This is a genomic window from Paraburkholderia sp. J41, from assembly GCF_905220235.1.
In the GTDB taxonomy this organism is placed as follows: Bacteria; Pseudomonadota; Gammaproteobacteria; order Burkholderiales; family Burkholderiaceae; genus Paraburkholderia.
On sequence record NZ_CAJMZE010000009.1, the window covers coordinates 203,867 to 225,822 of the forward strand.

The 21,956-nt window shown below is 67.3% G+C and carries 20 protein-coding genes and 1 tRNA gene; 9 read left to right on the forward strand and 12 right to left on the reverse strand.

Features of this window, described 5'->3' with window-relative positions; all coding sequences use genetic code 11:
- Window positions 1–211 precede the first annotated feature (211 nt).
- The 4 genes from U5805_RS12270 to U5805_RS12285 all read left to right on the forward strand — a co-directional run bounded on the left by U5805_RS12270 (window position 212) and on the right by U5805_RS12285 (window position 3,381).
- Window positions 212–1,501 carry an AGE family epimerase/isomerase gene (locus U5805_RS12270; protein ID WP_322103742.1) on the forward strand — a complete coding sequence of 430 codons (1,290 nt, stop codon included), beginning with the start codon at window positions 212–214 and terminating at the stop codon, window positions 1,499–1,501.
- Between the two features lie 11 nt (window positions 1,502–1,512).
- Complete coding sequence (locus U5805_RS12275; RefSeq protein WP_322103743.1) at window positions 1,513–2,499, forward strand: carbohydrate kinase; 987 nt, start codon at window positions 1,513–1,515, stop codon at window positions 2,497–2,499.
- A gap of 334 nt (window positions 2,500–2,833) precedes the next feature.
- Complete coding sequence (locus U5805_RS12280) at window positions 2,834–3,055, forward strand: hypothetical protein (RefSeq protein ID WP_322103744.1); 222 nt, start codon at window positions 2,834–2,836, stop codon at window positions 3,053–3,055.
- A gap of 80 nt (window positions 3,056–3,135) precedes the next feature.
- Window positions 3,136–3,381 carry a hypothetical protein gene (locus U5805_RS12285; RefSeq protein ID WP_322103745.1) on the forward strand — a complete coding sequence of 82 codons (246 nt, stop codon included), beginning with the start codon at window positions 3,136–3,138 and terminating at the stop codon, window positions 3,379–3,381.
- Window positions 3,382–3,578: 197 nt separating this feature from the next.
- On the opposite strand, the gene U5805_RS12290 is transcribed toward U5805_RS12285, so the two are convergent.
- Window positions 3,579–3,860 (reverse strand): hypothetical protein, encoded by a 282-nt coding sequence (locus U5805_RS12290; RefSeq protein ID WP_322103746.1) that lies wholly within the window; start codon window positions 3,858–3,860, stop codon window positions 3,579–3,581.
- Window positions 3,861–4,018: 158 nt separating this feature from the next.
- Here U5805_RS12290 and U5805_RS12295 point away from each other — a divergent pair, with 158 nt between their 5' ends.
- Window positions 4,019–5,020, forward strand: coding sequence for an ion channel (locus tag U5805_RS12295; protein ID WP_322103747.1), 1,002 nt, complete (start codon window positions 4,019–4,021; stop codon window positions 5,018–5,020).
- A 188-nt stretch (window positions 5,021–5,208) separates the two neighbouring features.
- Window positions 5,209–8,835, forward strand: coding sequence for an indolepyruvate ferredoxin oxidoreductase family protein (locus U5805_RS12300; RefSeq protein WP_322103748.1), 3,627 nt, complete (start codon window positions 5,209–5,211; stop codon window positions 8,833–8,835).
- Between the two features lie 70 nt (window positions 8,836–8,905).
- Here the strand turns inward: U5805_RS12300 and U5805_RS12305 are convergent, their stop codons facing one another.
- Window positions 8,906–10,189: an EAL domain-containing protein gene (locus tag U5805_RS12305; RefSeq protein WP_322103749.1), complete on the reverse strand. Its 1,284-nt coding sequence runs from the start codon at window positions 10,187–10,189 to the stop codon at window positions 8,906–8,908.
- An 865-nt stretch (window positions 10,190–11,054) separates the two neighbouring features.
- On the opposite strand from U5805_RS12305, the gene U5805_RS12310 reads away from it, so the two are divergent.
- Complete coding sequence (locus tag U5805_RS12310; RefSeq protein ID WP_322103750.1) at window positions 11,055–12,725, forward strand: Na+/H+ antiporter; 1,671 nt, start codon at window positions 11,055–11,057, stop codon at window positions 12,723–12,725.
- 494 nt (window positions 12,726–13,219) lie between these two features.
- On the opposite strand, the gene U5805_RS12315 is transcribed toward U5805_RS12310, so the two are convergent.
- From U5805_RS12315 to U5805_RS12335, 5 genes are all read right to left on the reverse strand, one after another.
- Window positions 13,220–14,524, reverse strand: a complete 1,305-nt coding sequence (locus U5805_RS12315; RefSeq protein WP_322103751.1) for a solute carrier family 23 protein — start codon at window positions 14,522–14,524, stop codon at window positions 13,220–13,222.
- Window positions 14,525–14,883: 359 nt separating this feature from the next.
- Complete coding sequence (locus tag U5805_RS12320) at window positions 14,884–15,555, reverse strand: DUF2239 family protein (protein WP_322103752.1); 672 nt, start codon at window positions 15,553–15,555, stop codon at window positions 14,884–14,886.
- Between the two features lie 111 nt (window positions 15,556–15,666).
- Window positions 15,667–16,650 (reverse strand): putative DNA-binding domain-containing protein, encoded by a 984-nt coding sequence (locus U5805_RS12325; protein ID WP_322103753.1) that lies wholly within the window; start codon window positions 16,648–16,650, stop codon window positions 15,667–15,669.
- On the reverse strand, window positions 16,647–17,525 hold the full coding sequence (locus U5805_RS12330) for a DUF692 domain-containing protein (RefSeq protein ID WP_322103754.1): 879 nt from the start codon (window positions 17,523–17,525) through the stop codon (window positions 16,647–16,649). Before U5805_RS12330 ends, U5805_RS12325 begins: the two co-directional genes overlap by 4 nt.
- A gap of 28 nt (window positions 17,526–17,553) precedes the next feature.
- Window positions 17,554–17,808: a DUF2282 domain-containing protein gene (locus tag U5805_RS12335; RefSeq protein ID WP_322103755.1), complete on the reverse strand. Its 255-nt coding sequence runs from the start codon at window positions 17,806–17,808 to the stop codon at window positions 17,554–17,556.
- Window positions 17,809–18,058: 250 nt separating this feature from the next.
- Between U5805_RS12335 and U5805_RS12340 the strand changes: the two genes are divergently transcribed.
- Window positions 18,059–18,367: a DUF4148 domain-containing protein gene (locus U5805_RS12340; RefSeq protein WP_322103756.1), complete on the forward strand. Its 309-nt coding sequence runs from the start codon at window positions 18,059–18,061 to the stop codon at window positions 18,365–18,367.
- A 311-nt stretch (window positions 18,368–18,678) separates the two neighbouring features.
- On the opposite strand, the gene U5805_RS12345 is transcribed toward U5805_RS12340, so the two are convergent.
- Window positions 18,679–19,062 (reverse strand): hypothetical protein, encoded by a 384-nt coding sequence (locus U5805_RS12345; protein ID WP_415914578.1) that lies wholly within the window; start codon window positions 19,060–19,062, stop codon window positions 18,679–18,681.
- Window positions 19,063–19,264: 202 nt separating this feature from the next.
- Between U5805_RS12345 and U5805_RS12350 the strand changes: the two genes are divergently transcribed.
- The gene (locus U5805_RS12350; protein ID WP_322103757.1) at window positions 19,265–19,711 is read left to right on the forward strand and encodes an SRPBCC family protein; all 447 of its coding nucleotides are present in this window, start codon (window positions 19,265–19,267) and stop codon (window positions 19,709–19,711) included.
- 202 nt (window positions 19,712–19,913) lie between these two features.
- Here the strand turns inward: U5805_RS12350 and U5805_RS12355 are convergent.
- The 4 genes from U5805_RS12355 to U5805_RS12370 all read right to left on the reverse strand — a co-directional run bounded on the left by U5805_RS12355 (window position 19,914) and on the right by U5805_RS12370 (window position 21,828).
- Window positions 19,914–19,989: transfer RNA gene (locus tag U5805_RS12355), tRNA-Ala, on the reverse strand.
- Window positions 19,990–20,067: 78 nt separating this feature from the next.
- A complete protein-coding gene (locus U5805_RS12360) occupies window positions 20,068–20,430 on the reverse strand; it encodes a c-type cytochrome (protein WP_322103758.1) in 363 nt (120 codons plus the stop codon).
- A complete protein-coding gene (locus U5805_RS12365; RefSeq protein ID WP_322103759.1) occupies window positions 20,430–21,212 on the reverse strand; it encodes a BON domain-containing protein in 783 nt (260 codons plus the stop codon). Before U5805_RS12365 ends, U5805_RS12360 begins: the two co-directional genes overlap by 1 nt.
- A 28-nt stretch (window positions 21,213–21,240) precedes the next feature.
- Window positions 21,241–21,828, reverse strand: coding sequence for a phosphoheptose isomerase (locus tag U5805_RS12370; protein ID WP_322103760.1), 588 nt, complete (start codon window positions 21,826–21,828; stop codon window positions 21,241–21,243).
- Window positions 21,829–21,956 lie beyond the last annotated feature (128 nt).

Here is a 21,956-nt window from a genome sequence, read left to right on the forward strand (position 1 = left end):
GCGCGCGCCCAGACGCGGCCGCCAGCGCACCCGCCCGCGCGGCCGGGCGCATCGGCGAAACCGGCCAGGCCGCGAAAACCGGCCGAGGCTCTTGAGCCGCCGCAAGCGGCGCCGGCCGCCGAAGCGCCGCAAAAAACCCGTTGAAGCCACAATCCACCGTTTACGCCTCGTCCCGTAAGTCCAGTACGCAGTCCAGCAAGAAGAGAACGCCATGACGACGACCGCCACTCCGCTTTCCGCTTCACAGCCAGCGATTTCCCCGCCAACCGACGCGCCGCGCGTCGCGAGCTTTCGCGACCGCGACTTCCTGCTCGGCCACGTTCAGGACACGCTGCGCTTCTACGCGCCCAACGTGTTCGACCGCACGGGCGGCTTTTTCCACTATTTCCGCGACGACGGCTCCGTCTACAACGCGCACTCGCGCCACCTCGTGAGCAGTTGCCGCTTCGTCTTCAATTACGCGATGGCGTATCGCGAGTTCGGCGATCCGCAGCATCTCGACTACGCGCGCCACGGCCTGCAATTCCTGCGCGACGCCCACTGGGACCCGCGGCTTCAGGGCTACGACTGGGAGATCGACTGGCGCGACGGCCAGAAGCAGGTGCTCGACGGCACGCGCCACTGCTACGGCCTCGCCTTCGTGCTGCTCGCCTATGCGCACGCCGCGATGGCCGGCATCGAGGAAGCGAAGCCGATGATCGCCGCCACCTTCGAGCTGATGGAGCACCGCTTCTGGGACGGCGCGGCCGGCCTTTACGCCGACGAAGCCACGCCCGACTGGACCGTGTCGAGCTATCGCGGCCAGAACGCCAACATGCATACGACCGAGGCGCTCATCGCCGCCTACGAGGCGACCGGGCATCTCGTCTATCTCGACCGCGCGGAGCGCGTCGCGTCGAACATCACGCTGCGCCAGGCGAAGCTCTCGCAAGGGCTCGTGTGGGAGCACTTTCACGCCGACTGGTCGGTGGACTGGCACTACAACGAGGAAGACAGCTCGAACATCTTCCGCCCGTGGGGTTTCCAGCCTGGCCACCAGACCGAATGGGCGAAGCTGCTGCTGCTGATCGAACGCCATCGCCCGCTGCCGTGGCTGCTGCCGCGCGCGATCGAACTGTTCGACGCGGCCATGGCGCACGCGTGGGACAACGATCACGGCGGCCTCTACTACGGCTTCGGCCCCGACTACACCGTGTGCGACCACGACAAATACTTCTGGGTGCAGGCCGAAACCTTCGCCACGGCCGCGCTGCTCGGCAAGCGCACCGGCAACGAACGCTTCTGGGACTGGTACGACGAAATCTGGCGCTATAGCTGGAAGCATTTCGTCGATCATCGCCATGGCGCGTGGTATCGCATCCTCACCTGCGACAACCGCAAGTACAGTGACGAAAAGAGCCCGGCCGGCAAGACCGACTATCACACGATGGGCGCCTGCTACGAAGCGCTGAACGGCCTGCCGGGACGCGGCATGGCGCCGGTTATCGGACGCGAAGCATAAGGATTACGACGATGAGCACCTGCGGCACCGGCCCCGACTTCTCCTCCGGCTTCCCGGCCTTCATCTCGGCCGGCGACATCCTCACCGATCTCGTGCGCGCGAGCGCACCCGAAAGCGCGGCGCATGCGCTCGCCGGCGCGGGCACGCCCGGCGCGAATTCGCACTGGAGCGCGCATCCGGGCGGCGCGGGCTGGAACGTCGCGCGCGCGGTCGCGCGGCTCGGCTTGCCCACGGCCTGCGCGGGCTCGCTCGGCACCGACAACTTCTCCGACGAACTCTGGAACGCGAGCGTCGCCGCCGGGCTCGACATGCGCTTCATGCAGCGCGTGGAGCGCGCGCCGCTGCTCGCGATCGTGCACGAGACGCACCCGCCCGCGTACTACTTCATCGGCGACAACAGCGCCGACCTCGCCTTCGATCCGGCCAGGCTGCCCGACGGCTGGCGCGCGCACGCGAAGTGGGCGCACTTCGGCTGCATCAGCCTCGTGCGCCAGCCGCTCGGCGAAACGCTCGCGACGCTCGCCGCCGAACTGCGCGCGGCCGGCGTGAAGATCAGCTTCGACCCGAACTACCGCAACCTGATGGCGCACGGTTACGAGCCGATCCTGCACCGCATGGCCGCCCTCGCCGATCTCATCAAGGCGTCGGACGAAGACCTGCGCATGCTGTTTCCGGGCCTCGCCGAAGCGGACGCCATCGCGGCGCTGCGCGCGCTCAATCCCGCCGCCACGCTGCTGGTCACGCGCGGCGCGCAGGCGGCCACGCTCTACGCGGGCAGCGAAACGATCGAAGCCGCGCCGCCGCGCGTCGAGGTGGCGGATACGGTGGGCGCGGGCGACGCCTCCATCGGCGGCTTGCTGTTCAGCCTCATGAGCACGCCGCAGCGCGACTGGCGCCAGCATCTCGCGTTCGCGCTCGCGGCGGGGGCGGCCGCGTGCCGCCGTCCGGGCGCGTATTCGCCGACGCTCGACGAAGTGGTCGCGCTGATCGCCGACTAGGACGCGCCTCACGTCGCGTTCGCCTCACGTCGCGTTCGCCTCGCGTCGCGTTCGCCGCGCGTCGCGTTCGCCGCGCGTCGCCTCGCCTCGCGTTCGCGCCTCGCCTCGCGTCGCCTCACCTCGCGTTCTTTACGTCGCGCGTCAAGGCCGGGCTTCCCTGCCTGCCGACCGTGAGCACGGCGCGCGCCGCGCCGTGCGCCGTCATACGCGCGCCACGCGGCCGTCACGTGCGCGCCCCGCAGCCGCGCGGGCAACGTGCTAGCATGGAATTTCCCTCGCCGCCGCCAGCCTCGGCCCTACATCGGCGTGGGATTTCCTTCCACAGGAGCCGGTTATGGAAGACGTCACCTACACCAAGGGGATCTATACGGCCGTCGCCACGGTGCGGCCCATGGACGCCGGCCAGTATCAGGGCCTCGTCTCCCTGGCGCGCGACGACGGCGAAGACCTCGAGAACGCGCTTTACGAAGTCGAAGCGGCCTCGGGCACGCCGGAAGAAGCTCTCGAGGAAGCCAAGGCGCTGGCGCATCGCCTCCTTGGCGAGCTGGAACTGTAGTCCCGCGCGGTTTCGCCACGGTTTCGCCGCAATCCCGTCGCGGTTTGGACGCGAGACCGCGAACCGGCTGGAGGTGAATCATGACCGAACAGCTCTTTCTCTACGGCGTCTACGCCATTCACGTGCATCCGCTCGAATTGCAGGGCGCGCGCTGGGACGCCGAATATCAGATCACGCATCGCGACAAGGCGGTGCAGACGTGGGTCACGATCGGCGGCAACGCGGGTTTCGACGCGCCCGCGCAGGCCGTCGAGGCCGCGCGCCGCCAGGCGATCGCCGACATCGATCACGGCGCCGGCATCCCGAAGCCGCACGGCTTTCCGTGACCGAGGGGTTTCGCCGGCGCGGCTCGCGGACGCGGTTTCACGAAAGCACGGTTTCGCTCGATGCCGTTTTCCTGAAGCGCCGGCTTTCCCGCGCGCACGGCCGGCCCTGAAGCAAAGGCTTCCGGCAAGGCCGCGCCCGACGGCTTTTCCGGCCGCCCGCGCGCCGTTTTTCCGCGCGCCGCGGCGCTGGCGCGTATTCACGCGTCGCCGCGCCGAGGCAAATACCCCGCGCCGTCGTCGACGCGCTTCTCGTCGCCTAGTTTCTCGTCGCCCCGCTTCTCGTCGACGCGTTTCTCATCGCCCGGCTTCTCGTCGCCCGGCTTCTCGTCACCCCGCTTTTCATCGCCCGGCTTCTCATCGCCCGGCTTCTCATCGCCCGGCTTCTCGTCGCCTGGTTTCTCGTCGCCGCGCCGAGGCAAATACCCCGCGCCGTCGTCGCCGCGCTTCTCGTCGCTCGGCTTCTCGTCGCCCCTTCTCATCGCCCCGCTTCTCGTCGCCCCGCTTCTCGTCGCCCGGCCTCTCATCGCCCCGTTCCTCATCGCCCCGTTTCTCATCGCCCGGCTTCGCGCCGGCTTGTCCTGTCTCCCGGGCGTTGCTACGCTCTTTGCCTTGCGCACCCCGAATCGACAGGACCATCATGACGCCCGACACGCCCGAGCGAGTCGCCGCACACGAAGCGGCGCAGCAGGCCGAGGCCGCGCCCGCCGGATCGCCGGGCACGCAGCCGCCCGCCGGCGCGCGGGCGCGGCGCGGCGCGGGACGCCGGCTGCGCGTGGGCGCGCGCGAAGTGCTCGTCTACGGCATGCCGCTGCAAACCTGGGGCGACTTCTACCATTCGGCGCTCACCATGCGCTGGTCCACGTTCTTCGCCTCGCTGGCCGCGCTGTTCCTGCTGCTCAACGCCGGGTTCGCATGCCTTTACCAGCTTGGCGCGGCGCCCATCGCGAACCAGTCTCCGCACGGCTTTCCCGGCGCGTTCTTCTTCAGCGTGGAAACGCTCGCCACGGTCGGCTACGGCGACATGCATCCGCAAACGCTCTACGCGCACCTCGTCGCCACGCTCGAAATCTTCGTGGGCATGTCGAGCATCGCGTTGGCGACGGGCCTGATCTTCGCGCGCTTCTCGCGCCCGCGCGCCAGGATCATGTTCGCGCGCGAGGCGGTCGTGCATCCCATCGAAGGCCGCCTCACGCTGATGGTGCGCGCCGCCAACGCGCGCCAGAACGTGATCGCCGAAGCCGGCGCGAAGCTGCGGCTGATCCGCGTGGAAACCACGCCCGAAGGCTATACGTCGCGGCGCATTCACGACCTCAAGCTCGTGCGCGACCAGCATCCCCTCTTCACGCTCGGCTGGAATCTCATGCACGTGATCGACGAATCGAGCCCGCTGCACGGCGCCACGGCCGAGCTGCTCGCGAGCCAGAACGCCTCGCTGCACGTCGTGATCGAAGGCTCCGACGAATCGACGGCGCAGACCATGCAGGCGCGCTATAGCTGGTCCGACCAGCACATCCGCTGGCATTACCGCTATGTCGACCTGATGCGCGACGAAGACGGCGTCAGCACGCTGGACTACACGTATTTTCACGATGTCGTGCCCTTCGACGGGGAAAAGCCCTACGGACCTCGATTGATATAGGTCAAAGCATGGCTGCGCGCACAACGAAAGAATCCACTCGAATGCCGGCTCGCTTGAGCGGGCTTTGGCGCGGTTCGCGGTTGCGCCCGGAGAGTTAGCAAAAAATTTCCGTAATTGGCGCGAAAAAATAGAGTCTTTCCCGCCGGGCTTGCGCGCCCGGCGAACGCATAACACGGAGACTCCCCCACATGACCGCGCGCCCCGCTTTCGGCGACTCGCCCGCTTCCCCGCCGCTCGCCGATTACAAGCTCACCGACAACCTCACCGCCACGCGCGGCCGCATCTTCCTCACCGGCACCCAGGCGCTGATACGCCTGCCGCTCATGCAGCGCGCCCTCGACCGCGCGCGTGGGCTGAACACGGCGGGCTTCATCAGCGGCTATCGCGGCTCGCCGCTCGGCATGGTCGATCAGCAAGCGTGGAAGGCGAAGACACTGCTCGCCGCCGCCGACGTGCGCTTCCTGCCCGCCATCAACGAGGAACTGGGCGGCACCGCCGTGCTGGGCACGCAGCGCGTGGAAGCGGACCCCGAGCGCACGGTCGAAGGCGTGTTCGCGATGTGGTACGGCAAGGGTCCGGGCGTGGATCGCGCGGGCGACGCGCTCAAGCACGGCAACGCCTACGGCTCGTCGCCGCACGGCGGCGTGCTCGTGGTGGCCGGCGACGATCACGGCTGCGTCTCCTCGTCGATGCCGCATCAGAGCGACTTCGCGATGATGGCGTGGCACATGCCGGTCGTGAATCCGTCGAATATCGCCGACATGCTCGAATTCGGCCTGTACGGCTGGGCGCTTTCGCGTTTCTCGGGCGCGTGGGTCGGCTTCAAGGCGATTTCGGAGACGGTGGAATCGGGCTCGACCGTCGACCTCGACGCCATTCGAACCGACTGGCAAGCGCCGGATGCGCAAACCTCGGGTTTCACGCCGCCGCCGGGCGGCCTGCACAACCGCTGGCCCGACCTGCCGAGCCTCGCCATCGAGCAGCGTCTCGCGGCCAAGCTCGACGCCGTGCGCCACTTCGCGCGCGCGAACAGCATCGACAAATGGATCGCGCCCAGCCCGCATGCGAACGTGGGCATCGTCACCTGCGGCAAGGCGCATCTGGACCTCATGGAAGCGCTGCGCCGGCTCGATCTCACCGTCGCCGATCTCGAAGCGGCGGGCGTGCGCATCTACAAGGTGGGGCTTTCGTTTCCGCTGGAGATGTCGCGCATCGACGCCTTCGTGGCGGGCCTCGACAACGTGCTCGTGATCGAGGAAAAAGGCCCCGTGATCGAGCAGCAGATCAAGGACCATCTCTACAACCGCACGAGCGGCGCGCGCCCCGCGATTGCCGGCAAGCACGCCGAAGACGGCACGCTGCTGCTCCCCGACCTCGGCGAATTGCGGCCCTCGCGCATTCTGCCGGTGTTCGCCGCGTGGCTCGCGAAACACAAGCCCGCGCTCGACCGCCGCGAGCGCGTGGTCGATCTCGTCGCGCCGCAAATTCTCTCGAACGTCGCCGATGCCGTGAAGCGCACGCCCTACTTCTGCTCGGGCTGCCCGCACAATACGTCGACGAAAGTGCCCGACGGCTCCATCGCGCAGGCCGGCATCGGCTGTCATTTCATGGCTTCGTGGATGGAGCGCGACACCATGGGCCTGATCCAGATGGGCGGCGAAGGCGTGGACTGGGCCTCGCATTCGATGTTCACCAAAACGCCGCACGTATTCCAGAATCTCGGCGACGGCACCTACTTCCACTCGGGCATTCTCGCGATTCGCCAGGCCGTGGCCGCGAAGGCCAACATCACCTACAAGATCCTCTACAACGACGCCGTGGCGATGACGGGCGGCCAGCCCGTGGACGGCACGATTTCGGTGCCGCAGATCGCGCGCCAGGTGGAAGCCGAAGGCGTCTCGCGTTTCATGGTGGTGAGCGACGAGCCCGGGAAGTACGACGGCCATCACGGCATTTTTCCGCGAGGCACGACGTTCCATCATCGCCGCGAACTCGACGCCGTGCAGCGCGAGCTGCGCGAAACGCCGGGCGTGACCGTGCTGATCTACGATCAGACCTGCGCCGCCGAAAAGCGCCGCCGCCGCAAGAAAGGCGAATTTCCCGACCCGGACAAGCGTCTTTTCATCAACGAGGAAGTGTGCGAGGGCTGCGGCGATTGCGGCGTGCAGTCGAATTGTCTTTCGGTCGAACCGGTGGAAACGGAACTGGGCCGCAAGCGCCGCATCGACCAGTCGTCGTGCAACAAGGACTATTCGTGCGTGAACGGCTTCTGCCCGAGTTTCGTGACGATCGAAGGCGGCAAGCTCAGGAAGGCGGCGGGCGCGGCATTCGATCCCGAGGCGCTGGCCGCGCGCGTGAGCGCGCTGCCGGTTCCGGCAACGCCGCTCGACAACGCGCCCTACGACATTCTCGTGACGGGCGTGGGCGGCACGGGCGTGGTGACGGTAGGCGCGCTCATCAGCATGGCGGCGCATCTCGAAGGCAAGAGCGCTTCGGTGCTCGATTTCATGGGCTTCGCGCAGAAAGGCGGCTCCGTGCTTTCGTTCGTGCGCTTCGCCGCGACGGACGCGCTGCTCAACCAGGTGCGCATCGACACGCAGCAGGCCGATCTGCTGCTGGCCTGCGACATGGTGGTGGGCGCGAGCGCCGACGCGCTGCAAACGGTGCGCCACGACCGCACGCGCATCGTCGTGAACACGCACGAGATTCCCAACGCGTCGTTCGTGCAGAACCCCGAAGCGAATCTGCACGCCGACGCGCTGCTCGCCAAGATGCGTCACGCGGCAACCAACGGAGCGGCGCCGGCGCACGATCCGCTGTCGAGCTGCGACGCCCAGGCGCTCGCGCAGCGTTATCTCGGCGACACGATCGGCGCGAACATCGTGATGCTCGGCTTCGCGTGGCAGCTCGGCCTCGTGCCGGTGTCGCTCGCGGCGCTCACGCGCGCGATCGAGCTGAACAACGTGGCCGTGCAGGCGAACCTGTTCGCGTTCGCGATCGGCCGTCTTGCCGCCGCCGATCCGGCTGCCCTCGAAGCGCTCGATTCGCGGCGCGCGCATGCGGCGAAACTCGCGACTCGCCCGCTCACGCAAACGCTCGACGCATTGATCGCCGATCGCGAAGCGCGTCTGCTCGCCTACGGCGGCGCGGGTTACGCGAAGCGCTATCGTGCGCTGGTGGATGCCGCGCGTCATGCCGACAAGAGCGACGAGCAGGCGCTCGCGCGCGCGGTGGCCACGACGTTCTACAAGCTGCTCGCGGTGAAGGACGAATACGAAGTCGCGCGCCTGCACAGCGACCCGGCGTTCCGCGCGGCGCTCGAAGCGCAATTCGAAGGCCGCGCCGGCAGCGACTTCACGGTGAAGTTCAACCTCGCGCCGCCGCTCGTCGCGCGCGAAAAGAACGGCCAGCCGCCGCGCAAGATGCAGTTCGGCCAATGGCTCTGGAGCGCGCTGGGTCTGCTACAGAAGGGACGCGGCCTGCGCGGCACCTGGTTCGATCCGTTCGGCAAGACGCTGGAGCGCCGCATGGAGCGCGCGCTCGCCGACGACTACGAAGCGACGCTGCGCGGCGCGCTCGCGCAACTCAGCGCCGCGAACGCCGGCGACGTCGCGAAGCTCGCCGGCCTGCATCAGCGCGTGCGCGGCTACGGTCACGTGAAGCTCGCGAACGTCGCGGCGGTGAAGCGCAGCGAACGCGAACTGGCGGCGCGCCTGAATCTCGACGCGCGCACGAGTCCGGCGGTTCGCGAGGCGCTGGAGTCGTTCAAGGGCGCGGGGGCGTTGCGCGGGATTCCGGTGGTGGCGGCGAAGTAGTCTCGCCTCGAAGCCGGAATAAACGGCGCGCGATCGGACCCGCGCGCCGTCTTTCATGCTGCGCGGCCGCTCACTCCATTTCGTCCTCGCCGCCCTGCCAGTCCACGTCGCCGCACAGCACGTGCAGCCGCTCGCCCACCGGCACCGCCACGGAAAGCGTCACGCACGGCAGCGCCTCGTTGATCGACAGATACGGCCCCGTCACGTGCGCGTGCCCCGGCGTCGCGAGCGCCGCGCGAAAGTACGGACGGCGCAGCCAGCTCGCGCCCTGCGCGTCCTCGAGCGGCAGGAAGCGCGCATCGCGTTCGGCGCGGTCCACGCGCAGCACGACGTTGCGGCCCGCCTGGCGCCCGTTCGCGTCGAGCAGATAACAGCGCGCCGCGTGGTCGAGCGCCAGAAAATTCCAGCACACTTCCTCGAGCGGCTCGCCCGCCGAAAGCCGTTCGGCGGCGCGCTCGAAGGCGCGCAGATACGGCGCGAGCCGGTTGCTCGTGCCGCGCTCGCGCGTTTCGGTCTGCTGACGATAGCGCTCGGTGGCATCGGCGATCACGGCCTGCGCGTGCGCGGCATCGGCGAGACCCGGCGCGGGGCGCGCGAAGAACTGGCCTTGCACGAAGTCGGCGTTGCAGGCGAGCGCGAGTTGCGCCTCGTGCTCGGTTTCCACGCCTTCGACCAGCACGAGCTTGCCCGCGTCGTGCAGCAGCGAGACCAGCGCGGGCAGCGTGGCGGCGCGGTCCGCGCGCTGCTGGGCGTGCAGCAGCATGATGCGGTCGAGTTTGACGATGTCGGGGTTCAGTTGCCACACGCGGCCGATGTCGACATTGCCCGCGCCGAAGTCGTCGAGCGCGACGAGAAAGCCGCGCGCGCGAAAGTCCTCGATGGCGTGCGCGAGCGCCTCGAGATCGGCGCCTTCGTCCTCGAGCACTTCGAGCACCACGCGGCGCGGCGCGAGATTGAGACGCCGCAGGTTCGCGAGCAGCGAGGCGGTGTGATACGACTCGATCAAGGTGCCCGGATGCACGTTGAGAAAGAGCCATTCGCGCTCCGCGCCGAGCAGATCGAAATTCTCCAGATGCAGCCCTTGCGTGATGCGGTCCACGTGCAGCGCTTCGCCCACGCGCGCCGCGCCGCCGAACACGTCGGCGGCGGAAACGGGCCGGTCGAGCGCGTCGTGCGCGCGCAGCAAGCCCTCGTAACCCACCGCGCGCATGTGCGAGAGGCTGAAGACGGGCTGAAACACGCTCGTGAGCGTGAGGCCGCCGTGTTGCGCGCTGTAGCGCGTCAACCCCGAGGTGACGCTGAGATCGAAGCCGTGCGGGGCCGCGGCCGGTTTGTCCTGTTGCTCTGTGATCATGCTTTCCTCTGGCGCCTCGAAAAAACGCTGCGATCAAGTGATCGCGCCCGCCGCGCGTTGGTCCGTGGGCGTTGCCTTTGCCTGTGCCGATGCGTCGATGCCGTTGCGTCGCCGCCATCTCAAGCAAGGTCCGTGCTCGCTTGCGTCCATGATCGGGTACGCATCGCGAACGATGCGCCATGCGGCCGCATGCGCCGGGACTGGGCACGCCATGCACCGCGCGCGGCCCGACCTCATGCACCGTTATCGTGCGCCGATGATGCGCCTTTCGCGACGCCGTCGCACCGGCGCTGGCGCACATAACGCGACAATCCGCGCCGCGCGTCGGCGGAGAAATTGATGATCAAAACGGCTTTGGTGCGATGCGGCGGCTGCCTGGCACGGCGGGCGACTCGACGCCGCGGCCGGCAAAACTGCGCGCTTCGCGGCGGCGCATGGCGGCCTCGGGCTACACTTCGGGCCTGAATGCGGCCTCGCGGCGCGCGGAATGCGCCTCCGAACCTTGCTGCGAATTTGCCCCGAATCCGGCTCGAATCTGACCCGAATCCGACTTGGGGCGGTCCGAATCTGGCCCGAAAGCGGCGCGAATCGGGCGCCCTCGCGGTCCTAATGCGGCCCTGACGCGGTCCTAATGCGGTCCTAACGCGGCCACGGCACAGCGCCAACCCAGCGCCAACCCAGCGCCGATTCGGCCGAATGCGGCTCGAACACCGGCTCGCGAGTTCGGCATCCGCCAAAATCCGGCGCGGTGCGCGCGGCCCAAAAGCCGCAAGGCGTTCGTGCCGCCGATGCCCGAAGCCGCGCCGGGCCGCCGCCAGACCGCCCGCTTCCCACGACTTCGCTTGACTTCGCTTTTCTCGCTTCGATGGACATTCTTTTCACCGTTCTCATCCTGCTGCTCGCCGTCGCCGTTTCGGGCGTGGTCGTGCGCGTCGTGCCCGTGAAAGTGCCGCTCCCGCTCGTGCAGATCGGCATCGGCGCGCTGCTCACGCTGCCGCGCGTGAATCCGCACGTGACGTTCGATCCCGACATCTTCATGGCGCTGTTCATTCCGCCGCTGCTGTTCGCGGACGGCTGGCGCATTCCGAAGCGCGAATTCTTCATGCAGCGCCGCGCGATTCTCATGCTCGCGCTCGGCCTCGTGCTGCTCACGGTCGTCGCCGTCGGGTACTTCGCGCACTGGCTCGTGCCGCAGATGTCGCTGCCCGTCGCGTTCGCGCTCGCCGCCGTGCTCTCGCCCACCGACGCCGTGGCGCTCTCGGCCATCGCCGGCAAGGACCGCATTCCCGCGCAGCTCATGCACATCCTCGAAGGCGAGGCATTGATGAACGACGCGTCCGGCCTCGTCGCGCTCAAGTTCGCGGTGGCGGCCGCGCTCACCGGCGTGTTCTCGCTGCGCGCGGCCACGCTGAGCTTCGTCCTGATCGCGGCGGGCGGCCTCGCGCTGGGGGCCGCGATCGGCTGGCTTTTCAGCTTCGTTTCGGCGCGCTTTCTGAACGTGACCGACGACGGCGATCCCGCGCCCGGCGTCGTGCTCACGCTGCTGATCCCGTTCGCCGCCTATCTTTTCGCCGACCACCTCGAAGTTTCGGGCGTGCTGGCCGCCGTCGCGGCCGGGATGATGATGAACTACACGAGCGCCGCGCACACGGGCCCGGTTTCGACACGCGTGCGCGCATCGAGCACCTGGTCGATGATCGAATTCGTGTTCAACGGCATGGTGTTCACGCTGCTGGGCCTGCAATTCCCCGGCATTCTCGGCAAGGCGCTGCTCGACGCGCACCACACGAGCGACGCGCAGATGCTGCGCCTCATCGGCTATATCGCGGCCGTGCTCGCGGCGCTCTATGCGATGCGGTTTTCGTGGGTGTGGCTGCTGCGCTGGATCGCGAGCCGCGGCGCGGCGCGTCAGGGCGTGTCGAACGCGGTGCCGGGTCTGCGCACCGTCGCGATCACGACGGTGGCCGGCGTGCGCGGCGCGGTCACGCTCGCGGGCGTGCTCTCGCTGCCCGTCGCGCTCGCGAACGGCACGCCGCTGCCGGGCCGCGACAGCGCCATTTTCATTGCGACGGGCGTGATACTCGCGTCGCTGCTGGTGGCGATCGTGGGCTTGCCGCTGCTGCTGCGCGGCGTGCGGCGCAGCGCGGTGCACGGGCCGCAGGCGGCGGAGGAGCGCGCGGCGCGCGTGCAGGCGGCGCAAGCCGCGATTCGCGCCGTCGACGCCGTCCACGAAAAGGCCACCGGGCAGCTCGACGAAACCGAAGCCGCCTATGCCGCCGACGTCACCGCGCGCGTGATGGACGGCTATCGCCGCCGGCTCGCCTCGCTCGACGCCGACCGCGACCGCAGCGCCCACGCGCGCCGCGCCGAAGCGCTCGAAGTGGAGATGCGGCTCGCGGGCATGCGCGCCGAGCGCGCGACGCTGCTCGCGCTGCGCAATCACCTGCGCATCAACGACGAAACGCTCTCCAAGCTGATGCGCGAGGTCGATCTCGCCGAAACCGCGATGACCTCGCGCGGACGCAATCGCACGTAAGCGCCGGGATTGCCATCGGCTGATTGTTGTTCGCCGATTGCCGTCCGCTGATTGCCGTCTGCCGATGCCGTCCGCTGATGTCATCCGCTGATTGCCGTCCGCTGATTGCCGTCCGCTGATTGCCGTCTGCGGATTGCCGTCTGCGGATTGCCGTCTGCTGATTGCCGTCTGCGGATTGCCGTCTGCGGATTGCCGTCTGCGGATTGCCGTCTGCGGATTGCCGTCCGCCGATTGCCGTCCGCCGATTTCCGTCCGCTGATTGCCGTCCGCTGATTGCCGTCCGCTGATTACCGTCCGCCGATTTCCATCCGCTGATCGTTTATCGACGGATTCCTCCCCGGCCGACGCGGCGCGGCGATTCCTTATCGACATTTATCGACAGTTCGCGGCCAAGCCGCGCGCGCCGCAAACAAAAACGCGCGGGACGGAACCCCGTCGCCGCGCGCATGCCAACCGCGCCGCGCCTACCTCGCGCGCGCAACCTCAATCGACGCTCACACCGCCGCTTGCTGCGCGGGCTTCCTGCGCAAGAGCGCGTACAGAATGATCGCGCCGAAGGTCGCGGTGCCGATGCCGCCCAGACCGAAGCCGCCGAGCCTGAGCGAGAAGTCGCCCGCGCCCAGCACGAGCGTGACGGCCGCGACAATCAGATTGCGGTTGTCCGAGAAGTCCACCTTGTTGACGACCCAGATGCGCGCGCCCGTCACCGCGATCAGCCCGAACACGACGATCGACACGCCGCCCAGCACCGGGCCCGGAATCGTCTGGATCACGGCGCCGAACTTCGGCGAGAAACCCAGCACGAGCGCGATCAGCGCGGCGATCACGAACACGAGCGTCGAATAGATTTTCGTCACCGCCATCACGCCGATGTTTTCCGCGTAGGTCGTCACGCCCGTGCCGCCCGCGAAGCCCGAAACGATGGTCGCGATCGCGTCGCCGAGAAACGCGCGGCCGATGTAGCGGTCGAGGTTGTAGCCCGTCATCGCCGAAACGGCCTTGATGTGGCCGAGATTTTCCGCGACGAGGATCACGGCGATGGGCACGAGCAGCGCCATCGCATGCGCGTCGAACGCGGGCGCGGTGAACTTCGGCAGACCGAACCATGCGGCGTTCGCGACGATCGAGAAGTCGATCGGCTTGCCGAGGCCCATGCCGTTCGTGACGATCGCATAAATCACGTAAGCGATGATCAGGCCGACGAGGATCAGGAGCCGTTGCAGCATGCCGCGCGTGAACACGGCCACGCCGCCCACGCACAGCACGGTGACGATGGCCATCCACGAATCGAACTGCGAGCCGCTCACGCCCTTCACGGCGATGGGCGCGAGATTCAGTCCGATCACGCAAACGATCGCGCCGGTGACGACGGGCGGCATCAGCGTTTCGATCCACTTCGTGCCGACCGCCGAAACGACGAGCCCGATCACCGCATACGCCACGCCGCACGCGATGATGCCGCCGAGCGCGAGCGCAATGTTCGGGTTCGGACCGTGGCCGGCGTAGCCCGTCACCGCGATCACGAGGCCGATGAACGAGAAGCTGGAGCCGAGATAGCTCGGCACGCGCCCGCCCACGACGAAAAAGAACAGCAAGGTGCCGATGCCCGACATGAAGATGCAAAGGTTCGGATCGAAGCCCATCAGCAGCGGCGCAAGCACGGTCGAGCCGAACATGGCGACCACGTGCTGCACGCCCATCGCGAACATCTGCGGCCAGGCAAGACGCTCGTCGGGCGCGACGACGCTTTTGACGTCGCCCGTTTGCGCGCGCCAGCGGGGGAAATAAGAATCGGACATCGGGGCTCCTCTCGCGGATCGGGTTCTGTTTTATTGGCGCGCGAGCCCGCGGAGCCCGAAGCTGCGCGGCGGCGGCCGTTGATATAAATCAGGCGCGAGTGTACGGAGCCGGAATCGGCGTGGCAAGCAGCGTGTGCGTCGCCCGACTGATCGTATTTGCGGGCTTGCGCGACACGCCGCGACGCAGTTTAAGACTTCTCCTATTTCACCGGCGTAAGGCTCTCCCTACACTTTCCTTGCTGCGTGACCCCATGACAGTTCATGCAGAGGTTGTAAGTTGTAAACTCTCCGACTTCTCCGCTCCTGCTCTCCAGCTCGAGCGGTTTTTTTTTGCCTCGCGCTTCCTGCTTTTCCGCCGCTCATTCGAACGCGTCCGCCGCCAGTTCGCGCGCGTACTCGCGCACGCCTTCGGGCCACGCGGCCATCGACGTTTCGAAACGCGCGCGCTCGCCCGCGTAAAGCGCGCGCAACGCGTTTTCGTAGTCCGGCAGATTGCCCGCCAGCGCCGTCATGAAACGATGCGCCGCTTCCTGCGCCAGACGCCGGCGCTCGCGCGCCTCGCTTGCGTGGCGCGCACCGTCCACGAGCCGCCGCAGTACCACGGAAGCGCCGCCCGGCTGCGCCGCGAGCCAGTCCCAATGACGCGGCAGCAGCGTGACTTCGCGCGCCACCACGCCCAGCTTCGGACGCCCGCGGCCGCGCGGCGCGCTTTCTTCTTGCGCGCTTTTTTCTTGTGCGTTTTCTTCTTGCGCGCTTTTTTCTTGTGCGCTTTCTTCTCGCGCGGTTCCTACTGGCGCGCTTCCGTCGGCGGCGTGCTGCGGCGCCGGTTCTCCATACCGCGCCGCAATGTCCTTCTTCGTGCCGCGCAGATCGAACTCGACCGGGCGCGCGTCGCGGTCGTCAAAAACGAGAATCGAGGCGCTTTCGTCGCGTTGCGCATGCGCTTTCACCGCAAGCGCCACGGCAAGCGGCGCGCCGCGCGCGATCAGTTGTGCGCCCGCGAACGCGGTGACGCTGGGAGCTGCCGTCATGGCTTTCCTGTTGAATCGTATGAGATCACGAATTTTACCCGGGTAATTTTATCGACGCAATATCGGCCGGATCACTCATGACGCTCGCTTGCGGAATTTGCCGCCGCGAGTTCAATCGTCGATCAATCCGACGATCGCGCCGGCGTCGATCCACGCGCGCCACGTTGCGCCGAAATCGAACGCGGGATCGACGTTAAACGCCTGCGCCAGCGCCGCATCGAGCGACGCGCCTTCGTGCAGCGCGACGAACGCCGCATGCGCGGCCTGCGTTTGCGCGATCACGGTGGCGCGCCATTGCGGCCGCACGACGAGCGCCCACGCGGGCGCGTCGATGCGGGCGGGCCATGCGCCGCCCGGCTGATGCGCGCGCCAGATCGCGGGCGCGTCGAAACGCAGCGCCAGCGCCGCGCACGCGGGATGCACGGCAAGGCGCGCCTGCGCCAGACGCGGAGCGCCGATCGACTGCCATTGCGCCGCGCTCAACGGCGCGGCGTCGGCCGCGAACGCCGCGACGTGCAGCGCCCATTCGAGCCGCGCGACGTCGGCGAAACAGGCGTAGCGCGCGTCGGTTTCGTAGCGCGCGATGAAGTCCGCCAGCGCCGCGCCGAAGCGGTTCAGATCGGCGTCGTGCGGCGCGTGGGCGCGCGCGTAGGCCAGCGCCAGCGCGTCGAAATACGTTTCGCCGGTGAGCGCGGCGAGCACCGGATACGCGCCTGCGAGCGCACGCCGCCGCGCCGCGCGAACGTTGCCGCGATAAAGCCCGAGGCGCGTGTGCAACAGCGCGGCGTCAGCCGGGAACAGGAGATGTTCTAGCGAAGGGTCGGCGGAGGCATCGTCGAGTGCCGTGGCGAAGGCGTGTTGGGCGTTGGCGAATGGGGCGAGCGCCTCTTGTGCTTCTGGTGCTTCTTGCGCCTCTTGCGCCTCTTGCGCCTCTTGCGCCTCTTGCGCCTCTTGCGCTTCTTGCGCTTCTTGCGCTTCTTGCGCTTCTTGCGCCTCTTGCGCTTCCGCCGCTTCCGCCTCTTGCGCTTCCGCCGCTTCCGCCGCTTCCGCCGCTTCCGCCGCTTCCGCCGCTTCCGCCGTTCCGCGCCTAATCATGCGTTTTCCGTCGCACGCGCAGGCGGCAAACGACGCGCAAGACGCTCGCGGGCAAGCCGCGCTTCGTCGAGCAGCACATCGAGCGCGGGCACGTCGGTGTCCCATTCGACGAGCGTCGGCGTCGCGCCGAAGCGATCGAGCGCCGCTTCGTACAGCGTCCACACTGCGGGCGCGACGCGCGAGCCGTGATCGTCGATCACGCCGGCCGGCGTCACGCAATGCCCCGCGAGATGAATTTCGCCGACGACGTGCGCGGGCAACGCCGCCAGCGCCTCAAGCGCGTCCTCGCCATGATTGCGCTGATTGACGTAGAGATTGTTCACGTCGAGCAACACGCCGCAACCCGTGCGCTGCGCGAGCGCCGCGAGCATTTCGGCTTCGCTCAGCGTGTCGCCGCGAAATCGTACGTAGGCCGAAACATTTTCGATCAGCACGGTGCGGCGCAGCGCGTCCTGCATCTGCGCGACGCGCGCGCTCAGGTGGTCGAGCGTGGCGAGCGTGAGCGGCATCGGCAAAAGATCGTGCAACGCGCCGGCCGCGCTACGGCCCCAGCACAAGTGTTCGGAAACCACGGCGGGTTCGATGCGTTCGCACAGGCGCGCGAGCTTCGCGAGATGCGCCGTGTCGAGCGGCGCCGCCGAACCGAGCCCGAGTCCCACGCCGTGCAGACTCACCGGCAAATCGCGACGCACGGTTTCGAGCACGTGTAGATCGTAGCCGCCGTCGCCGAAGTAGTTCTCGCTGTGTACCTCGACCCAATCGACGCAATCGATCCAATCGACCCCATTCATCGCACGCGGCGCCGCCATGAACGCCGCGTAATGCGCGTGACGCAAGCCGATGCCGACGCCGCGCGGCGCTTTCTCCGCGCTCATCTCGCGCGCTCCACGCGGCGGTGCGCGCTCATTTTTCCGGCGTGCCGCCGAGCTTTTCGCAACTGCCCTTCGGCATGGTCTTGAAGTCGCCCTTATCGTGGTCGACCTTGGCTTCGCCCGCGCAATCGTGTACGCCGGTCTTGCTCGCGCAGTCGTTGTGGCCGGCCGTGGCCACGCCGTAGCACTGCACGGTGTCGTCCGCGTGGGCAACGCCGGCGCCGGCCGTGGTGAGCCCCGCGAGTGCGGCGGCGATCAGCGCCTGGCGGCCGAGACGGTTATTCATGGCGATTCTCCTTGAGCCTTCGAGCTTCGTTGATTGGACGCGGGCACACCGCGCGCCGCTTATTTTGCCTCACGCCGCGCGGCGCCAATTTACGGCGATTAAGGCGCGACGGGCGATTATCGCTATTTCAGTAATGATGTTTACTGAATAGCGATATTTATCTTTGATGTGCGCCGCAATAAAGTGTCAGCAACGGTTCGAACGACATGATTGTTACGAATCGACGACATAATTTTCGGAGGTTGTTACCATGAAGAATCTGATTGCTGCCGCGCTCGCCGCTACTGTCCTCGCCGCTCCGGCGCTTTCGTTCGCTCAAGCCAGCCAGGCGCCCGTGACGCGCGCGCAAGTTCGCGCCGAACTCGTTCAACTCGAAAAGGCCGGCTACCGTCCGGGCGTGTCGAGCCCGTACTACCCGGAAGACCTGCAAGCCGCCGAAGCGCGCGTGAACCAGCAAAACGGCGCGGCCCAAGCCACGGCCTACGGCGCATCGACGGACGGCAGCTCGCAAGCCGGTGGCCGCGCGCCCAACGTGAAGCCGGTCTATTTCGGCAACTAAGCCGGTCTTCGCGGCGCGCTGGCGAGTATTGACCGACATCGCCAGCCCATGCGCCGCCTCGCGGGCCCGTTCCCTTCACCGGGAGCGGGCCCGTCGCGTTTTCGTCGCGTTTTCGTTGCCTCTTTCTACGTGGTCTGCACCTGCCTACGTGGTCTGCACCTGCCGCCATCTGCAAGCACCGCGGCAAGCACGGCCGCCAACACCGCGTGGAACGGGCGGCGACACGCGCACAAGGAAACCTCCGCCGCCGTAGGTTCGGCGGCTTTGCCCGGACTTCGGTCCGGGCCTTTTTCCGTTTTCCTTCCCCGCGTTCAGTAGCCGTGCGTGACGAGCGAGAGCACCGAAAGATCGGGGTGCGTTCCGTCGATGATACTGCGGCCGACGTGCAGGGCTTCGTCGATGGCGTCGGCTTCGCTGCCAAAGCTTTCGTCGCCGCTCGAATGAAACGGAACCGTGTGGCCCGGCAGCGCGACGTCCGCGCCGGGATGGCAAACGTAGGCCGAGTACGTGTAGCGGCTCGCCCCGTCCTCGACCGGCTCGACCGGCTCGACCGGCTCGGCACTCGCGTGGATTTCGAAGGCTTCGTAGTCGATCTGATGGCGGGCCGGGTTGGCGGACGGACTTGCGCATCGAGCGGCGGAGGGATGTGGCGGGCGATTCGCCGCCTCGTGCGTTGCGTGCGATCGAGCGTTCATCGTGCCTCCCGTCTCGTGCCGTTGGCGCGCCGCCCTTTGCCGCGCGGGCGCGGCCGCGGGTCTTGCGTCGTCGATTAAAAGTGTAGGCGATGCGGCGAGCATCATCAGGACACTTGCCCCGCGCCACGCGGCCGATGCAGAACGCGCCGCAACGCCTACCATGGCGAGATAGCTCTTACGATTCGCCCCGAGGAGACTCGCCATGCCCACGAACGCCGTTCGCCTTCATCGCGTGCTGCGCGCAACGCCCGAGCGCATTTATCGCGCATTCCTCGACGCCGCCGCGCTCGTGAAATGGCTGCCGCCAAACGGATTCACCGCCACCGTTCATCAACTCGACGCTCAGGCGGGTGGGCGCTATCGCATGTCGTTTACGAACTTCGCGACCGGGCTGAGCCACTCGTTCGGCGGCGAATATCTCGAACTCGTGCCGCCTACGCGCATTCGCTACACGGGCGTATTCGACGATGCGAATTTGCCTGGCGTCATGCAGACGACGGTTGAATTCCGCGAGGTTTTTTGCGGCACGGAAATGCATGTGGTGCAGGAAGGCATTCCTGAGGTGATTCCGGCCGAGGCTTGTTATCTCGGCTGGCAGGAGTCGCTGGTGCTGTTGGGGAAGCTGGTCGAGGCGAGCGGTGGGGAGTGAGTGAGATTGCGTTGACTGGCTGTGTCGGCGGCGCGGTTTGCGGATTGGACGTGCGGGCTGAGTGGGATTGCCGTTCAAGCGTTTTTGCCGATTGGCGCAGCTATTGGCGGATGTCGGCGGGTGGTGGCAGAAACAAAAAACCCGCGAAGCTTTATAGCTACGCGGGTTTCAGGATTTCACCGAACTTCTTGAAGCATGTTCTTGGTGGAGCGGAGGAGGATCGAACTCCCGACCTTCGCATTGCGAACGCGACGCTCTCCCAGCTGAGCTACCGCCCCAATCAGCCTTTGATTCTACACACCCCAAATAATACTTGCCAAGCCCAAAACCTGGCATAAGGCAAAATAAGGCAAAAATTATTTGGAAGGCGCGCCTGCCAGCACCCAGGCCACGACAGTATGGATATCCGCAGCGCTCATTGCGGGGTGCGAGGGCATCGGAATCGCGCCCCAAACGCCCGATCCGCCGTCGCGGACCTTCTTCTCCAGCTTCGCCTGCGCGCCGCCATCGCCCTTGTATTTCGCGGCGATGTCCTTGAACGAAGGCCCGACGAGCTTGCGATCCACGGCATGGCAGCCCATGCAGGCATTGCGGCTGGCGATCGCCGTCCCATCCGCGGCGGAAACGGGAGAAACCGGGGAAACGGCCGAAGCCGCCAACGCGGGAACCGAAGCCCCGCCCAAGATGGCCAGCATCGCCACAACGGCCAAATTCCGCATCACAGCGCCCCCGAATTACCGCGCGTCGTCGTGGAATTGGTCACCGGCGCGGGCGCCTGATGTTCGATCGGACGCGAACTCACGCCCGAATCCGGCACCGCGCCCACCGTCGCCTCGTCGGCGCTGGGCGCGGGCGCCACGGGCGCGCTTGCGGCGGCCGCGTTCGCCACTGCCGCCTGCTCCGGCTTGATGTACTGATAGCACTTCACGACCTGCACGACGCCCATCACCTTGCTCGTCGCGTCGGCGGCAATGTCGCCTTCGCGCGGGGTCACGAGTCCCATGAGGTACACCGTGCCGCGCTCGCTCACCACCTTGAAGTTGTTCGCCGAGATGTCCTTGTAGGCGATCAGCTCGGCCTTCACGCGGCCTTCGAGATACGAATCGTTGGCGCGGTCGGAGAACGAACTCGCGGGCGCGACCGTCAGCCCGTTGACGATCGATTCGACGTTCGTCACCGCGCGCACGACGCTTTCGGCCTTCTGCTTCGACGCTTCGTCGGGGACTTCACCCGTGAGCAGCACGCGCTGGTTGAACACGGCCACGTTCACGTGCGCCGCGTCGGGCAGGTTCTTGCCGATATCGGCGATCGCCTTCACCTGGATCTCGCGGTCCTCGGTTTGCGAACCCACCGTGCGCCGGTCGGTGGCGACCAGCGCCGTGCCGCCCGCGGCGCCGGCAAGCGCCAGAAAGCAGCCCTGAAGGCTCGCGCACAGCGAGGCCGCAAAGCCGATCGTCAGCGTGGTTCGGGCCAGCGCGCGCGTCATGCCGTATCTGCTCATCAACGTTCCCTCTCGTGGTCCTGCGGTGTCAGTCGTCGCCCAGCAGCATCGCGTCGATGCCGTCGCACAGGCAATGGATGGCTAAAAGATGCACTTCCTGGATGCGCGCCGTGCGATCGCCCGGCACGCACAAATGGATGTCGGTGTCGGCGAGCGCGGCGCTCACTTCGCCGCCGCCCTTGCCCGTGAGCGCGATCACGATCATTTCGCGCTCGTGCGCTTCCTCGATCGCGGCAAGCACGTTCGCCGAATTACCCGAAGTGGTGAGGGCGAGCAGCACGTCGCCGGGCTGGCCGAGCGCGCGCACCTGCTTCGCGAACACCTGCTCGTAGGCATAATCGTTCGCGACGGCGGTGAGCACCGAAGCGTCGGTGGTCAACGCAAGCGCGGGCAAGCCGGGGCGTTCGCGCTCGAAACGGCCGATCAGTTCGGCGGCGAACTGCTGCGCGTTCGCAGCCGAACCGCCGTTGCCGCAAGCGAGGATCTTGTTGCTGTTCGCCAGCGCGGCGAACATCGTGTCGACCGCGGCGGCAACCGGGACCGCCAGGGTTTCCATGGCCGCGAGCGCCAAGGCGGCGCTGTCGCGGAAGTGCTGTTGAATGCGTTCGACGGACATCGACTCTCTAATCTTTACTGCGGGTATCGCGAATCGTCCGCAGGGATGCGGCGTGCCGCAAGTTTAGCGCACTCGCGCGCCGTTATTTTCAACGGTCCTTTTCCAACGGCGATTTTTGCGGACGTTTT

Excerpts from the sequence above, each read along its gene's own strand:
- U5805_RS12270 (WP_322103742.1), top strand. The coding sequence starts at position 212 with ATGACGACGACCGCCACTCCGCTTTCCGCTTCACAGCCAGCGATTTCC.
- U5805_RS12275 (WP_322103743.1), top strand. The coding sequence starts at position 1,513 with ATGAGCACCTGCGGCACCGGCCCCGACTTCTCCTCCGGCTTCCCGGCC.
- U5805_RS12280 (WP_322103744.1), top strand. The coding sequence starts at position 2,834 with ATGGAAGACGTCACCTACACCAAGGGGATCTATACGGCCGTCGCCACG.
- U5805_RS12285 (WP_322103745.1), top strand. The coding sequence starts at position 3,136 with ATGACCGAACAGCTCTTTCTCTACGGCGTCTACGCCATTCACGTGCAT.
- U5805_RS12290 (WP_322103746.1), bottom strand. The coding sequence starts at position 3,860 with ATGAGAAGGGGCGACGAGAAGCCGAGCGACGAGAAGCGCGGCGACGAC.
- U5805_RS12295 (WP_322103747.1), top strand. The coding sequence starts at position 4,019 with ATGACGCCCGACACGCCCGAGCGAGTCGCCGCACACGAAGCGGCGCAG.
- U5805_RS12300 (WP_322103748.1), top strand. The coding sequence starts at position 5,209 with ATGACCGCGCGCCCCGCTTTCGGCGACTCGCCCGCTTCCCCGCCGCTC.
- U5805_RS12305 (WP_322103749.1), bottom strand. The coding sequence starts at position 10,189 with ATGATCACAGAGCAACAGGACAAACCGGCCGCGGCCCCGCACGGCTTC.
- U5805_RS12310 (WP_322103750.1), top strand. The coding sequence starts at position 11,055 with ATGGACATTCTTTTCACCGTTCTCATCCTGCTGCTCGCCGTCGCCGTT.
- U5805_RS12315 (WP_322103751.1), bottom strand. The coding sequence starts at position 14,524 with ATGTCCGATTCTTATTTCCCCCGCTGGCGCGCGCAAACGGGCGACGTC.
- U5805_RS12320 (WP_322103752.1), bottom strand. The coding sequence starts at position 15,555 with ATGACGGCAGCTCCCAGCGTCACCGCGTTCGCGGGCGCACAACTGATC.
- U5805_RS12325 (WP_322103753.1), bottom strand. The coding sequence starts at position 16,650 with ATGATTAGGCGCGGAACGGCGGAAGCGGCGGAAGCGGCGGAAGCGGCG.
- U5805_RS12330 (WP_322103754.1), bottom strand. The coding sequence starts at position 17,525 with ATGAGCGCGGAGAAAGCGCCGCGCGGCGTCGGCATCGGCTTGCGTCAC.
- U5805_RS12335 (WP_322103755.1), bottom strand. The coding sequence starts at position 17,808 with ATGAATAACCGTCTCGGCCGCCAGGCGCTGATCGCCGCCGCACTCGCG.
- U5805_RS12340 (WP_322103756.1), top strand. The coding sequence starts at position 18,059 with ATGAAGAATCTGATTGCTGCCGCGCTCGCCGCTACTGTCCTCGCCGCT.
- U5805_RS12345 (WP_415914578.1), bottom strand. The coding sequence starts at position 19,062 with ATGAACGCTCGATCGCACGCAACGCACGAGGCGGCGAATCGCCCGCCA.
- U5805_RS12350 (WP_322103757.1), top strand. The coding sequence starts at position 19,265 with ATGCCCACGAACGCCGTTCGCCTTCATCGCGTGCTGCGCGCAACGCCC.
- U5805_RS12360 (WP_322103758.1), bottom strand. The coding sequence starts at position 20,430 with ATGCGGAATTTGGCCGTTGTGGCGATGCTGGCCATCTTGGGCGGGGCT.
- U5805_RS12365 (WP_322103759.1), bottom strand. The coding sequence starts at position 21,212 with ATGAGCAGATACGGCATGACGCGCGCGCTGGCCCGAACCACGCTGACG.
- U5805_RS12370 (WP_322103760.1), bottom strand. The coding sequence starts at position 21,828 with ATGTCCGTCGAACGCATTCAACAGCACTTCCGCGACAGCGCCGCCTTG.